The sequence below is a fragment of the Pseudoduganella sp. GW821-FHT12E03 genome (genome assembly GCF_058807115.1).
Window position 1 is genome coordinate 323514 of record NZ_JBXAQJ010000008.1, and the last position, 14279, is coordinate 337792.

The window sequence follows — 14279 nt, forward strand, 5'->3', positions numbered from 1 at the left end:
TCAGCTTCGCAGGGCAATCGCAGGTTTCAGTCTCACCGCCCGCACCGCATGGCGCCCGCCGGCGAGCGCGGTGGTGGCCACCCCCAGCAGCAATGCCAACACCAGCGGCCACCACCCGATCGGCGCCCGTTCCACGTACGCCGACAGGTAGCGCTCTATCGCCACCGCCGCCACCGGCAACCCGAACAAGGCGGGCAGCGCCACCAGCATCGCCAGTTCGCGCGCCACCAGCATGCCGATATCCCTGCGCCGCGCGCCATGCAACTTGCGCAGCGCGATTTCCCTGGTGCGGCGGCGGATCGCATCGGCGGCCAGCACATAGGCGCCGCTGGCTGCCAGCATCAGCGCAATGGCCGTCGTCACCGCCAGCAAGCCCGCCAGTCTCAGATCGTCCGCATAGCCGGATGCATGGATGTCTTGCGCGCTGCGCACGTCCAGTGGCGTATTGGGGTAATAGCGCTGCCATGCGCCGCGGATCGCCTGTTCCGCCGCGCCGGGCGCGCCAGCGGCGCGCACCGTCAATACCGACGCCGCCGTCCGCAATGCATAAGCGGTCGGCCGGGGCGCGGTTTTCATCGAATGAAAACGCACTTCCGGCGCCACGCCGACGATGCGTTTGCCAACCCACTGCCCGCCATCGCGCAATTGCACGGTTTGGCCGACGGCCAGGTCCGCATGGGCGAAGCCCAGCTGGCGCGCGGCCAGCGAGTTGACCACCAGCGGCTGCGCATCGTCTTCGCGGTCTGTCGTGGATGAAAACAGCCGGCCCGCGACGGGCGCGATGCCATACACCTTAAAGAAATCAGCGCTGACGGACTTGATGTCCGTGACGATGTCCGCGCCACCGCCCGTGCGCAACGCTGAGCGCCACGGGTTGCGGGCCGCGCCGACCGGGTCGTTCGAGACCGCCACGCCGGCAATGGCCGCATCGCGTGCCAGCGCCTGCATCAAGCCGCGCGCCGTGGCGCTGCTGTGCGGCGTGTCCGGTTCCGGCAAGTCAAACACCAGCAGCGGCCGGGGATCGAAGCCCGGTGAGGTATCGATCGCATGGCGTGTTTGCCAGCCGACCGCGATCGCATAACTGGCCAGCGCCATGGCCGCCGCCACTTGCAGCATCGCCAGCGCCTTGCGCAGCCGTGCGCCGCCCGGCGCTTCCGCATCGGGGTGCCCGGCCAACGCCTGCGCGGGCCGTACGCGCAATGCCGTCCATGCCGGATACGCGGCCGTCAATAAACCCAGCGCCACGCCGCCCAGCAGCGCGGCCGCCACGTTGTGCACCGACAGGATCGGTGACAAGTCCCGGTTCATGGCGGCGCCAAACAGGGGCAGGGCCAGCCACGCCATCAGCAAACCGGAAAACGTTGCCAGCAGCGACACCGCCATGGCTTCCGCCGTGAATTGCAGCGCCAGCCGTCCCAGTCCCGCGCCCAGCACTTTGCGCAAGCCGATTTCGCGGCGGCGCCGGATCACGCGGATGGTGGCGAGATTCGCGTAATTGACGGCGGCCAGCGCCATTACCAGTACCGCCACCGCCGCCAGTCCGCCCACCACGGCCTGGTCGCCCCGGTCGACGCGCATGGACAGGAAGTTGACGGACACGCTCTGATCGAAATACGCGTCCGTCAGCGGCGCCAGTTGCACTTCCATGGTTTTCTTCGCCGGCGTGAATGCCGCACGGTCCAGCATCTGCTGCAAGCCCGCCGCCACCACCGCAGGCGATGCGTCCGGCGCCAGCTTGACCAGCACATAACCCCACCAGCCATCGGCCCCTGTTTGCACTTCGCCCCGCACGTCGGGCGGCAAGATGACCGATGCCACGCCATGCAATGCTTCAAACGGAATGGTGCTGTTGGCGGGCGGCGTGCGCACCACGGCGCCGATGCGCAACACCGCCTTGTGGCCGTTGACGGTGGCGGCGGGGACCACGCGGTTCAGCACGTCGGTTGTGCCAAACAGCCGCAGCGCCGCCGCCTCTGTCACGATCAAGCCATCGGGGCGGGCCAGGGTGGCGGTCGCATCGCCGCTGACGGCCCGCAGGCCCAGCATGCGTTCAAAGCCCGGCGTCACGGCCAGTCCGGCCACCTTGACGGCGTGGCCATGGTCCAGGATGGCCAGCGGCGCCCACGTCAGGTAAGCCGTGGCTTGTTCAATACCGGCAATGCGGGGGGCGGCGCCGTGCAGCATTGCCGGGACCTGGTCGTACGACGGCGCGCCGGGATCGGCATGGTTGCGGTGCTTGACGATATACACGCGCGACGCATCCGGCACGTGCGCATTGTATTGCCACGAATAGCGCACGAAGCCCAGCAGCAGCAGGCTCGCGGCCAGGCCGACGGCCAGTCCCGCCACGGCGGTCAGCGCATAGGCGGGGTCGCGCGCCAGCAGGCGCAGGCCGACGCGGAATTCCTGGACCAGGTTGAACAAAATGTGTGTCATGGCGGGTGGTGGTGGTCAACGATGCCGATGTCATCGCAAGACCCATGCCACGTGAAAAAACCGCGGTTTCGGGACGCGCAAGGGACTATTGCCGCCCGTTGTGCGGCCATGGTGTCCGCTGCCGCACGGTGGGCCGCCGCCAACTGTCCGGAAGCGGACAACCGCTGGCGGAACATTATCGCGTCAGCCGGTACAGCAGCAGCGCGGCGCGGATGGTCGACTGTTCGATCGAGGCGATATCCAGGTCTTCGTCCGGCGAATGCGCACCTTTGCCGGACGCGCCGAGACCGTCGAGACTGTCGATATACGGCGCGACGAACTGGATGTCGCCCGCACCGCGCAGGCCCGGCGGGAAGGCCGCCACCGGACCCAGTCCGGCGTCATCGCTGGCTTGCGAGTACGCCGCCAGCAATTGCCGGTTGCCGGCCGTCGGCGCCATCGGCGGATACGAATCCTGGAAGGCAATGGTGGCGCTGGCGCCGGGCAGGCTTTGCGCGACGATGCCCCGCATTTTCGCGCGGGCGCGGTCGCGCTGTTCATAGGTGAGGTAGCGCATGTCGCCCGTCACGGTGGCCGTGCTGGCAATCACATTGTTCTTGCCCTGCGTCGTGGCGCGCGCGTTGGCGTCGTCATGCGCCACCTGCGTGCCGCCCGCGATCAGGCCGGGGCTGAAGGTCAGGTCCGGTTCGATGACGTCGCGGCGGAACGCGTCGACGATGCGCGCCGCTTCGTAAATCGCGCCATAGCCCGCGTCCTGGCTGAAGATGCCGGACGAGTGGCCTTGCTTGCCATTGACTTGCACGGTCCACGACGAGGAAGAGCGGCGCCCGATGGTGCCGGTCGCGCGGCCATCCTTGCCGATCACGGTGGCCTCAAATGACAGCGCGACGTCGCTGCGTTTCGCGGCCGCCACCATATCGCCCCGCGACAGCTCTTTCGGTTCCCCTGCGTTTTCCTCGTCCCCCGTGAACAGCACGGTGATGGTGGCGCCATCGAGCGCGCCAGCGGCATGCAGCGCGCGCAGCGCTTCGATGATGATGACGTCGCCGCCTTTCATGTCATTGACGCCCTGGCCCCGTACCCGGTCGCCGTTGCGCTGCCACGCCTGCACCGGACTGTCTTTTTCAAACACCGTGTCCAGGTGGCCCAGCAGCAGGATGCGCTTGCCGCGCGTGCCACGGCGTTCCGCCAGCAAGTGGCCGGCGCGCCGCATGGACGGCGGCATGTCGATCCATTGGGTACGGAACCCCAGCGCGTCGAATTCTGCGCGGAACAATTTGCCGACATCGCGCACGCCGTCGTGGTTCATGGTGCCGCTGTTGATGTTGACGGAACGTTCCAGCAGCGCCAATGCGGGTTCCTTGCGGGCTTTCACCGCCGCGACGATGGCTTGTTCGGTGGTGTCCAGCGGGGCGGCGGTGGCGTTGAGCAAGGCGGTGCAGGCGAGAGCGGCGGCAAGGGCTGGCAGGGCAGGTTTCATGGCGCATGCGGAATGTGGAAGGGATTAGCAGCATAGCAGCCACAGGCTTTACGGCGAAGGCCGTAGGGGGGATTTCGCGTCGCGAAAGCCACCGTGCCAGCGTTGCCGCCAGCATGGAGAGCATCGCTACGCACGCATGGCGGAAACCGCCCTACGGAATCCAGCCGGTGGCAATAGGATGCCGGGTGCCCGGTCAACCGAGCGGCAGCGTCACCACAAACCGGCTGGTCCCGCCGCGCACCGGCTCGCACCGCACGTCGCCGCCGTGGCGGCGCGCGATTTGCCGCACCAGCGCCAGGCCCAGTCCGGTGCCGGTGCTGTCGCGCACATTGCCGCTGCGGTAAAACGGTTCGAAGATGCGGTCCTGGTCGGCGGGCGGCACGCCGGGGCCGTCGTCCTGCACGGTGATTTCAGCTTGCGCGCCGGCGCGGCGCACCTGCATGCGGGTCGGCGGCGCACCGTGGCGGCGCGCGTTTTCCAGCAGGTTGCGCAGCAGCCGGCGCAGCAGGCGCGCTTCGCCCTGGATGGCGGCGGATTCGCCTTCCAGTTCCGCTTCGTCATAGCGTGCGCATTCCTCGGCCGCCAGCGCCAACAAGTCCAGTGGCTCGACTTCCGAACGGGCGCCGCCACGGCCGGGCGCGACATCGGCCATGTCGAGCCGGCTGGCCAGCAGGATTTCATCGATCAGCTGGTCCAGTTCCGCAATGTCCTGTTCCAGCCCGGTGCGGCGCTTGTCTTCGATCTGCTCTTTCGACAGTTCCAGCGCGAGACGGATGCGGGCCAGCGGCGTGCGCAATTCGTGCGAGGCGTTGGCCAGCAGCGACTTGTGGGCGCCAAGCAGCGCTTCGATCTGGTCCGCAGAGCGGTTGAAACTGGCCGCCAGGCGCGCCACTTCATCATTACCCTCCACCTTGACGCGGGCCGACAGTTGCCCCGCGCCCAGCGATTCCACGCCGTGCTGCAAGCGTTCCAGCCGGCGCGTCAGGCGCCGCACCACGGGATAGGCGCCAATCGCAATGATGACGGCCAGCGCAATCAACATGTAATGCAGGCGGTAGCGAGGCGGCATCGGCCGCAGCGGCGTGGACGACACCACCAGGCGGCCATCGTCGAGCCGCATGAAGAAGCGCCGCGCCCGCAGGTTGCCATCGTCGTCGCGCTCGACATAGCGCGCCATCATGCGTTCGTGTTCGGCAACGGCGGACGCCGCACCGTGCCCGCGCTCGGCCGGGGCGTGCTCGATCATCACGCGCCGTTCGCGCCACGCACCACGCGCCGGCCGGGGCAGCGGTTCGCCGACATAGGCGAGGCGTTCGCCGTCGGGACTGTACAGCGTGATGTCGGCCTTGATGTCCTTGGTCAGCCGTGACAGCGCGGCCTGCTGTTCGGCCGCAGGCGTGCCGGCAGGGGGCAGCGCATTGCGCAGCAGCACGCCCAGTGCGCGGTCCGATGGCTCAAATGGTCCGGCGTAGTGCCACAGCAGCGCGGCGGCGGCGGTAAACAGCGCCAGACTGGCCAGCAGCGCAACATAGAATCTGAAATACAGCCGTGGCATGCGCAACTCCCGCCCAGTCAATCCTGGTCCTTGGCAAACACATAGCCCGCGCCACGCACCGTGATGATGCGGCGCGGGTGCTTCGGATCGTCTTCGATGGCGGCGCGCAGGCGCGACATGTGCACGTCGATGGAACGGTCGAATACTTCGCTCTGGCTGCCGGAAGTGGCATCCATCAGCGCTTCGCGCGACATCACGCGTCCCGCATTGCGCGCCAGCAACAGCAGCAAGTCGAACTGGCATGCCGTCAAGTCGCACTGTTTGCCGTCCAGCCGCGCCGCATAGGCGATCGGTTCGACTTCCAGGCGGCCAAAGCGCAACACTTCCTTCGAGACGCGTTGTGTTTCACCGCCACGGCGCAGGATGGCGCGCAGCCGCGCCAGCAATTCGCGTGGTTCGAACGGTTTCGGCAGGTAATCGTCGGCGCCCAGTTCCAGGCCGATGATGCGGTCGATGGCGTCGCCGCGCGCCGTCAGCATCAGGACCGGCACGCTGGACTTGGCGCGCAGCTGGCGGCAGATTTCCAGGCCGTCCATGTCGGGCAGCATCAGGTCGAGGATGACGGCGTCCACGCGATTGTCCGCCAGCCAGGCCAGGGCCGGCTTGCCGCGCATGTGGGTGGTGACGGTGTAGCCGGACTTGGTCAGGTATTCCGACAGCATGTCGCACAGCCGCGGGTCGTCTTCAATGATCAGGATATGTTCGCTCATGTCGGTGATTGTACGGGCCGAGGGTGTCCGCCTTATAGGGATTTGTAGCGCCTTTGTATCAAACTGTGAAGGGCGGTAACGAATCCCGCCGCGCCGCCGCAGCGGGCCTCAAGCCTTGATGAAGCGGGCTGAAGGTTCGTTCTATCGTGCTCCCGGCGTCCGATTGTTTCCACCAGACGCATAGGAAAAATAGTGCTGTGCTAGTGTCCATGCAAGAACCATTCGTTCCAATTGAACATCAGGGAATGACCATGCCAGCGCCGACCACACCACCCGCCACACCGACTCCACCGTCTCCCCAGCCCCGGCGCAGCCGGCGTTCCGCCATGATCGGGGCCATCCTTGCCGTGGCCGCGATGATCGGGCTGGGCTGGCTGGCCTGGCACTTGACCCATCCGGCGGAAGCGGATAAACCCGCCGCCAGCGCGTCCGGCGGCCCGGGAGGCGGGGGCGGCGGCCGGCGGGGCGGCGGCGCAACCACGGTCGGTGTTGCCACAGCGGAACTTGCAGACCTCCCCGTGGTGCTCGACGCGCTGGGGACGGTGACGGCGGCGGCCACCACCACGGTGCGCCCGCAAGTGTCCGGCATCCTGCAAAAAGTGCTGTTCAAGGAAGGACAGATGGTGAAAGCCGGCCAGGTGCTGGCGCAAATCGATCCGCGCCAGTTTGAAATGGCGCTGATGCAGGCATCCGGCCAGCGCCAGCGCGATGAAGCCCAGCTGGAAAACGCCCGCCTGACACTGGAGCGCTACCGCACCTTGCTGGCGCAGGATTCCATCGCGCGCCAGGACGTCGACACCCAGGCCGCGCTGGTGAAACAGCTGGAAGGCACGGTCATGACGGACAAGGCCAATGAAGGCAGTGCGCGCCTGAACCTCGGCTATACCAAGGTGGTGGCGCCGATCAGCGGCCGGGTGGGCTTGCGCGTGGTCGATGTCGGCAACCTGGTCGGCACGGGCGACGCGGCCGGGATTGCCGTCATCACGCAGCTGGCGCCGATCGACGTGGAATTCGCGATCCCGCAAGACCGCGCGGCCGATGTGATGGCCGGCGCCGGCAGCGGCGACAAACTGGTGGCGGTGGCCTTTGACCGCACCCGCACCCTGGAACTGGAACAGGGCGCCTTCGCCGCGCTGGATAACCAGGTCGATACCCAGACCGGCACCATCAAGGCCAAGGCGCGTTTCGCCAATGCGAAAAACACCTTGTTCCCCAGCCAGTTCGTCAATGTGCGGCTGGAATTAAGAACAGTGAAAGATGCCGTGATGGTGCCGGTGACGGCGCTGCGCCATGGCGCCGGCGGCGATTACGTGTATGTGCTGAGGCCGGACCGCACGGTGTCGCAGCGCGCCGTGACGCGCGGGCAGGCCACCACCGACAAGGTGCAGATGGCCACCGGCCTGCAAGCGGGCGAACAAGTCATCACGGAAGGCGCGGACCGCCTCAAGGATGGCGCCAAAGTCATGCTGCCGGGAGATAAGCCGCAGCAGGGGGGCGAAGGCCGCCGCGGCCGCCGGGGACAGGATGGCGCCGGACGCGAGAGGGGCGGCGAAGGCCGTCCTGCCCAGGATGGCGCGCAGCGCGGCGCGGCAGGGGCGGGCGCCGGTGGCCCGCCCGCCGCCACGGACGGCGCTGAAGGACAGCGCGGCGATGCCGGCAGGCGCCAGGACAGCGCTCCGCCTGGCGAGCGGCGGCGCGAAGGGGGCGGCGAACACCGCCGTCACCGCGACCAGGCCAGCGCGCCAGCGGGATCAACGCCATGAGTCCGTCCCGCCCCTTTATCCAGCGCCCGGTCGCCACCTCGCTGCTGATGCTGGCCATTGTGCTGGCGGGACTGGTCGGCTTTAAATTCCTGCCGCTGTCGGCGCTGCCGCAGGTGGATTTCCCCACGATTCAAGTGCAAACGCTGTATCCCGGCGCCAGCCCGGAAGTCATGGGCCAGACCGTGACGGCGCCGCTGGAGCGCCAGTTCGGCCAGATGGCGGGCTTGCAGCGCATGAGTTCCACCAGCGCGGCGGGGGTGTCCATGATCACCCTGCAATTCGCACTGGGCCAGACGCTCGACGTGGCGGAACAGGAAGTGCAGGCCGCCATCAATGCCGGCGGTTCGCTGCTGCCGACCGATTTGCCGGCGCCGCCCGTGTACGCGAAAGTCAATCCGGCCGATGCGCCGGTGCTGACCCTGGCCATCACATCGGACCAGTTGCCGCTGACGGAAGTGCAAAATATCGTCAACACGCGGCTGGCGCTGAAGATGTCCCAGGTGTCCGGCGTCGGCCAGGTGACGCTGAGCGGCGGCCAGCGTCCCGCCGTGCGGATCCAGGCCGATACCCAGGCGCTGGCGTCCTATGGCCTGGGCCTGGACACCTTGCGCACCGCCATCACGTCGGCCAACGCCAACAGCGCCAAAGGCAGCTTTGACGGCCCCACGCGCTCGTTCACCATCAATGCCAATGACCAGTTGCTGGCGGCAAACGATTACCGGCAATTGATCGTCGCGTGGCGCAACGAAGCGCCGGTGCGCCTGCAGGATGTGGCGCGGGTCGTGGACAGCGCGGAAAACGTGCGGCTGGGCGCATGGGCCGGCATCAACGGCAAGCTGGTCCCGGCCATCATCCTGGAAGTGCGGCGCCAGCCGGGCGCCAATGTGATCGCCACGGTCGATGCGATCCGCGAGCGCTTGCCGGAATTGCAGGCCGGCTTGCCGGGCGCGCTGAAGGTCGAGGTGCTGAGCGACCGCACCAACGGTATCCGGGCCTCGGTGGAACACGTGGAAATGGAACTGGTGCTGGCCGTGATGCTGGTGGTGCTGGTGATCTTTGCCTTCCTGCACAGCCTGCGCGCCACCGTGATTGCCAGCCTGGCCGTGCCGATTTCCCTGATCGGCGCCTTTGGCGTGATGTACTTGCTGGGCTACAGCCTGAACAACCTGAGCCTGATGGCGCTGACGATCGCCACCGGCTTCGTGGTCGATGACGCCATCGTCATGATCGAAAACATCGCGCGCTATATCGAGGAAGGCGAGCCGCCGATGGACGCCGCCCTGAAAGGCGCCACCCAGATCGGTTTTACCATTATTTCGCTGACGGTGTCGCTGATCGCCGTGCTGATCCCATTGCTGTTCATGGGCGACGTGGTGGGGCGGCTGTTCCGCGAATTCGCCGTGACCCTGGCCATCACGATCTTGATTTCCGCCGTGGTGTCGCTGACCCTGGTGCCGATGATGGCGGGCCGCTGGCTGACCAGCCACGCGCATGGCGACACCGGTTCCAGAATGGGGGACGCGATCCAGCGCTTCTTCGACAAGGTGATCGCGCGCTACGACACGTCGCTGCAATGGGTGCTGGAACGCCAGGGCGCCACCTTGCTGGTGGCGCTGGCGACCCTGGTGCTGACCGTGGTGCTGTACCTGTTTATCCCGAAGGGCCTGTTCCCGACCCAGGACACGGGCCAGCTGCAAGTGCGGATCGAAGCCGCGCAAGCCGTGTCCTATGAGCGCATGGCGCAATTGCAGCAAGCCGCCGCGCAAGCGATCCTGCAAGACCCGGACGTGGTCAGCCTCAGTTCGGTGGCCGGCGTCGACGCGGCCAACAACACGATGCTGCACACCGGCCGCGTGCTGGTCAACCTGAAGCACGATCACGGCGACCAGCACGCCATCATGGAACGCCTGAAACGCCGGGTGGCGGAGGTGGCCGGTGTCACGGCGTACCTGCAGCCGACCCAGGATTTGACCATCGATGCGGAGTCCGGCCCCACGCAATACCGCGTGTCGCTGGAGGGGGCGGACAACGCCACCGTCACAATGTGGGCCAACAAGCTGGCGGAACGGATGCGGCGCAAGGAGCAGTTGCGCAACGTGGTGTCCGATGCGGGCGCCATGGGTGTGGCGGCGCATGTGGCGATTGACCGCGACACCGCGTCGCGCCTGCAAATCACGGCGGCGGCCATCGACGACGCGCTGTATTCCGCCTTTGGCCAGCGCATCGTCTCGACCATTTTCACGGAAACCAACCAGTACCGCGTGATCCTGGAAGCGCAGCCGGGCGGGCTGTCGACCCCGGAATCGCTGGGCAACCTGCCGCTGCGCACCGGCTCCGGCAAGCCGGCGCCCTTGTCGGCGGTGGCCACCGTGACGGAAAAACCGGCGCCGCTGCAAATCACGCATGTGGCGCAGTATCCCGCCACGACACTCGGCTTTGATACCGCGCCGGATATCTCGCTGGGCCGCGCGGTGCAAGCCGTGAAGGAAGCGGCGCAAGAGATCCGGCTGCCGCCATCGGTCACCCTGACCTTCCTTGGCGCCTCCGGCGCGTACCAGGCTTCGCTGACCAACCAGCTGTGGCTGATCCTGGCCGCCGTGCTGTGCGTCTACATCGTGCTGGGCGTGCTGTACGAAAGCTATATCCATCCGCTGACGATCTTGTCGACCTTGCCGTCGGCTGGTGTCGGCGCGCTGCTGGCGCTGCTGGTGACGGGGCAGGACCTCGGCGTGATCGGGATTATCGGCATCATCCTCTTGATCGGCATCGTCAAGAAAAACGCCATCATGATGATCGACTTTGCCATCGAGGCCGAGCGCGATGAACAAAAGGCGCCGCGCGAGGCGATCCACCAGGCGGCGCTGCTGCGTTTCCGGCCGATCCTCATGACGACCCTGGCCGCCCTGTTTGCCGCCGTGCCGCTGATGCTGGGCTGGGGCGAGGGGGCGGAATTGCGCCGCCCGCTGGGCCTGGCCATCTTCGGCGGCCTGATCGTCAGCCAGGTGCTGACCTTGTACACCACGCCCGTGATTTACCTGGCGTTTGACCGGCTGGGGCGGCGCTGGCGCGGGCGCCACAGCGAGGTGGCGGCATGAACCTGTCGGAACCCTTTGTCCGGCGGCCGATCGCCACCATCCTGCTGACCATCGGGCTGGCATTGGCCGGCATTGCCGCCTTCTTTGTGCTGCCCGTGTCGCCGCTGCCGCAAGTGGATTACCCGTCGATTTCCGTCAGCGCCAACCTGCCCGGGGCCAGCCCGGACACCATGGCGTCCAGCGTGGCCACGCCGCTGGAACGGCGGCTGGGCGTGATTGCCGGCGTCAATGAAATGACGTCGAATTCCGGCAATGGCTCGACCCGCATCAGCCTGCAGTTTGACCTGAACCGCAAGATCGACGCCGCCGCGCGCGAAGTGCAGGCCGCCATCAACGCGTCGCGCGCCGACCTGCCCGCGACGTTGCGCAGCAACCCCACCTACCGCAAGGCCAATCCCTCCGATGCGCCGGTCATCATCCTGGCGCTGACCTCGCCGACCCGGTCGCCGGGGCAGGTGTATGAAGCGGTGGCCAACGTGGTGCAGCAAAAGCTGGCGCAGGTCAAAGGGGTGGGCGACGTGGAAATCGGCGGCGGCTCGCTGCCGGCCGTGCGGGTGGAAATGCTGCCGTATGCGCTGAACCGCTATGGCCTGGCGATGGAAGATGTGCGCGCCGCGATCCAGGCCGCCAACGCCAACCGGCCCAAGGGCGCACTGGAAAATGACGGGCGCAAGCTGCAAATCTATACCCATGCCGGGCCGGTCAAAGGCGATGGCAAAGGCGAGGGCCAGCGTGCAACGGCGGCCGATTACCGCGACCTGGTGGTGGCGTGGCGCGGCGATGGCGGGAACAATACCGCGATCCGCCTGCGCGATGTGGCCACAGTGGCCGACGGCCAGGAAAACCGCAATACGCTGGGCTTGTTCAATGGCAGCCCGGCCGTGATCGTGCTGGTGACACGCCAGCCGGGCGCCAATGTGATTGAAACCGTGGATGGCGTGCGCGCCCTGATCCCGCAATTGCAGGCGCAATTGCCGTCCGATGTGACATTGCAGGTGGCGTCCGATTCCACCAATTCGATCCGTTCGTCGCTGCATGAAATTGAAGTGACCCTCTTGATTTCCATCGTACTGGTGGTGCTGGTGGTCAGCGCCTTCCTGCGCAGCGTGCGCGCCACGGTGATCCCCGCCGTGGCCACCGTGGTGTCGCTGCTGGGCACCTTTGGCGCGATGTACCTGCTGGGATTTTCGCTCAATAACCTGAGCCTGATGGCGCTGACGGTGGCGACCGGTTTCGTGGTCGATGACGCCATCGTGGTGCTGGAAAACACCGCGCGCCACGTGGAAGCGGGCATGGACCGTTTTAAAGCCGCGTTGCTGGGGGCGCGCGAGGTGGGGTTTACCGTGTTGTCGATCAGCCTGTCACTGGTGGCGGTATTCATTCCGCTGTTGTTCATGGGCGGGCAGGTGGGGCGGCTGTTCCGGGAATTTGCCGTGACCCTGTCGGCCGCCGTGCTGATCTCGCTGGTGATCTCGCTGACCACCACCCCGATGATGTGCGCATGGTTGTTAAAACCGGGTATGCACGGCAAGCAGGGGCGGGTGGCGCGCTGGTTTGAACAGGCGTTCGGCGTGGTGCTGCGCGGCTATGAGCATTCGCTGGACTGGGCGCTGTCGATGCGGGCGCTGGTGATGGTGATCCTGGTGTTCGTGGTGGGCTTGAATGTGTACCTGTTTTCCGCCGCGCCGAAAGGCTTTTTCCCGCAACAGGACACGGGCCAGATCAATGGCGGCCTGCGTGCGGACCAGAGCATTTCATTCCAGGCCATGCAATTAAAGCTCAAGCAGCTGGTCGACATCATCCGCGACGATCCGGCGGTCGCCACCGTGGTGGGCTTTACGGGCGGCGGCAGGGCCGGCGGCGGCTTCATGTTCATCAACCTGAAACCGGCCTCGGAGCGCAGCGATTCCGGCCAGGCCGTGATTGCGCGCCTGCGCCCGCAACTGGCGAAGGTGACGGGCGTGTCGCTGTTCCTGAACCCGGTGCAGGATTTGCGCATGGGCGGGCGTTCCAGCAATTCCACTTACCAGTACACCTTGAAAAGCGATAACCGCGCCGACTTGAAAGCGTGGGCGTCGAAACTGGCCGATGAAATGAAACAGCGCCCGCAATTCACTGACGTCGACACCGACCAGGCGGAAAATGGCGTGGAAACCTTCGTGCAAATCGACAAGGACTCCATGACACGCATGGGTATCGGCGTGCGCGATGTCGACAATGCGCTGTATAACGCGTTCGGCCAGCGCCAGGTCGCGACGATTTACGATGAACTGAACCAGTACAAGGTGGTGATGGAAGCGGCGCCGATGTATGCGCAAAGCCCGGAAGCGCTGAAGGACGTCCACGTGCCGGTGAAAAACGCCACCGGCGGCGGCGCGAATGGCGGCGCCAATAGTACCGCCAACAATGTGGCGGCGGCGCGCGACCTGTCGTCCGGCGCGGCGCTGAGCACCAGTGTCCGGGCCATGGCGCCGCTGACGGCGATGGCGACGTTCAGCGAGCGTTCGACGCCGGCGTCGGTCAACCACCAGGATGGCGAACTGGCGACCACCGTGTCGTTCAATTTGCCGGAGGGCGTGAGCCTCGGCACGGCGCAGCAAGCGGTCAGGGAGGCGGAAAATGCGATCGGCATGCCGAACAATGTGCGCGGCAGTTTCCAGGGCACGGCGCGCAGCGCGCAGGAATCGAACCAGGAACAGCCGCTGCTGATCCTGGCCGCGATTGTCGTGATTTATATCGTGCTGGGCATGCTGTATGAAAGCCTGGTGCATCCCGTGACCGTGCTGTCGACCCTGCCGTCGGCCGGCGTGGGCGCGGTGCTGGCGCTGCTGTTGTTCAAGATGGAGTTTTCCATCATCGCGCTGATCGGGGTGTTCCTGCTGATCGGGATCGTCAAGAAAAACGCGATCCTGATCATCGATTTCGCGCTGGATGCGGAACGGGCGCGCGGCCTGACGCCGCTGGAAGCGGTGCGCGAAGCGTGCCTGTTGCGTTTCCGGCCGATCCTGATGACGACCCTGGCGGCCGTCCTGGGGGCGTTGCCGCTGGCGATCGGCTTTGGCGAAGGGTCCGAGTTGCGCCGGCCGCTCGGTGTTGCGATTATCGGCGGCCTGATTGCCAGCCAGTTGCTGACGTTGCTGACCACGCCGGTGGTCTATGTCTTGATGGACCGGCTGCGCCGGCGCGGCCAGTCTGAATCCCATTTGAGCCGCCATGTCGAGGTTGCATGATGATCGAGGT

The 14279-nt window shown here is 66.5% G+C and carries 7 protein-coding genes; 3 read left to right on the forward strand and 4 right to left on the reverse strand.

Translation table 11 applies throughout. The features are described from left to right. From AC1RRC_RS21645 to AC1RRC_RS21660, 4 genes are all read right to left on the reverse strand, one after another. Positions 1-2436, reverse strand: a complete 2436-nt coding sequence (locus AC1RRC_RS21645; protein WP_493057591.1) for an FtsX-like permease family protein — start codon at positions 2434-2436, stop codon at positions 1-3. 175 nt (positions 2437-2611) lie between these two features. Continuing rightward, positions 2612-3916 (reverse strand): M20/M25/M40 family metallo-hydrolase, encoded by a 1305-nt coding sequence (locus AC1RRC_RS21650; RefSeq protein WP_493057592.1) that lies wholly within the window; start codon positions 3914-3916, stop codon positions 2612-2614. A gap of 193 nt (positions 3917-4109) precedes the next feature. Next, positions 4110-5471, reverse strand: a complete 1362-nt coding sequence (locus tag AC1RRC_RS21655; protein ID WP_493057593.1) for a HAMP domain-containing sensor histidine kinase — start codon at positions 5469-5471, stop codon at positions 4110-4112. 17 nt (positions 5472-5488) lie between these two features. After that, positions 5489-6181, reverse strand: a complete 693-nt coding sequence (locus tag AC1RRC_RS21660; RefSeq protein WP_493057594.1) for a response regulator — start codon at positions 6179-6181, stop codon at positions 5489-5491. Between the two features lie 251 nt (positions 6182-6432). Between AC1RRC_RS21660 and AC1RRC_RS21665 the strand changes: the two genes are divergently transcribed. The 3 genes from AC1RRC_RS21665 to AC1RRC_RS21675 are packed head-to-tail and all read left to right on the forward strand — an operon-like array spanning position 6433 to position 14269. Continuing rightward, positions 6433-7944: an efflux RND transporter periplasmic adaptor subunit gene (locus tag AC1RRC_RS21665; RefSeq protein ID WP_493057595.1), complete on the forward strand. Its 1512-nt coding sequence runs from the start codon at positions 6433-6435 to the stop codon at positions 7942-7944. After that, positions 7941-11039, forward strand: coding sequence for an efflux RND transporter permease subunit (locus tag AC1RRC_RS21670; RefSeq protein WP_493057596.1), 3099 nt, complete (start codon positions 7941-7943; stop codon positions 11037-11039). Before AC1RRC_RS21665 ends, AC1RRC_RS21670 begins: the two co-directional genes overlap by 4 nt. Then, positions 11036-14269, forward strand: a complete 3234-nt coding sequence (locus AC1RRC_RS21675) for an efflux RND transporter permease subunit (RefSeq protein WP_493057597.1) — start codon at positions 11036-11038, stop codon at positions 14267-14269. Before AC1RRC_RS21670 ends, AC1RRC_RS21675 begins: the two co-directional genes overlap by 4 nt. Positions 14270-14279: the final 10 nt, after the last annotated feature.

Excerpts from the sequence above, each read along its gene's own strand:
- AC1RRC_RS21665 (WP_493057595.1), top strand. The coding sequence starts at position 6,433 with ATGCCAGCGCCGACCACACCACCCGCCACACCGACTCCACCGTCTCCC.
- AC1RRC_RS21650 (WP_493057592.1), bottom strand. The coding sequence starts at position 3,916 with ATGAAACCTGCCCTGCCAGCCCTTGCCGCCGCTCTCGCCTGCACCGCC.
- AC1RRC_RS21660 (WP_493057594.1), bottom strand. The coding sequence starts at position 6,181 with ATGAGCGAACATATCCTGATCATTGAAGACGACCCGCGGCTGTGCGAC.
- AC1RRC_RS21670 (WP_493057596.1), top strand. The coding sequence starts at position 7,941 with ATGAGTCCGTCCCGCCCCTTTATCCAGCGCCCGGTCGCCACCTCGCTG.
- AC1RRC_RS21645 (WP_493057591.1), bottom strand. The coding sequence starts at position 2,436 with ATGACACACATTTTGTTCAACCTGGTCCAGGAATTCCGCGTCGGCCTG.
- AC1RRC_RS21675 (WP_493057597.1), top strand. The coding sequence starts at position 11,036 with ATGAACCTGTCGGAACCCTTTGTCCGGCGGCCGATCGCCACCATCCTG.
- AC1RRC_RS21655 (WP_493057593.1), bottom strand. The coding sequence starts at position 5,471 with ATGCCACGGCTGTATTTCAGATTCTATGTTGCGCTGCTGGCCAGTCTG.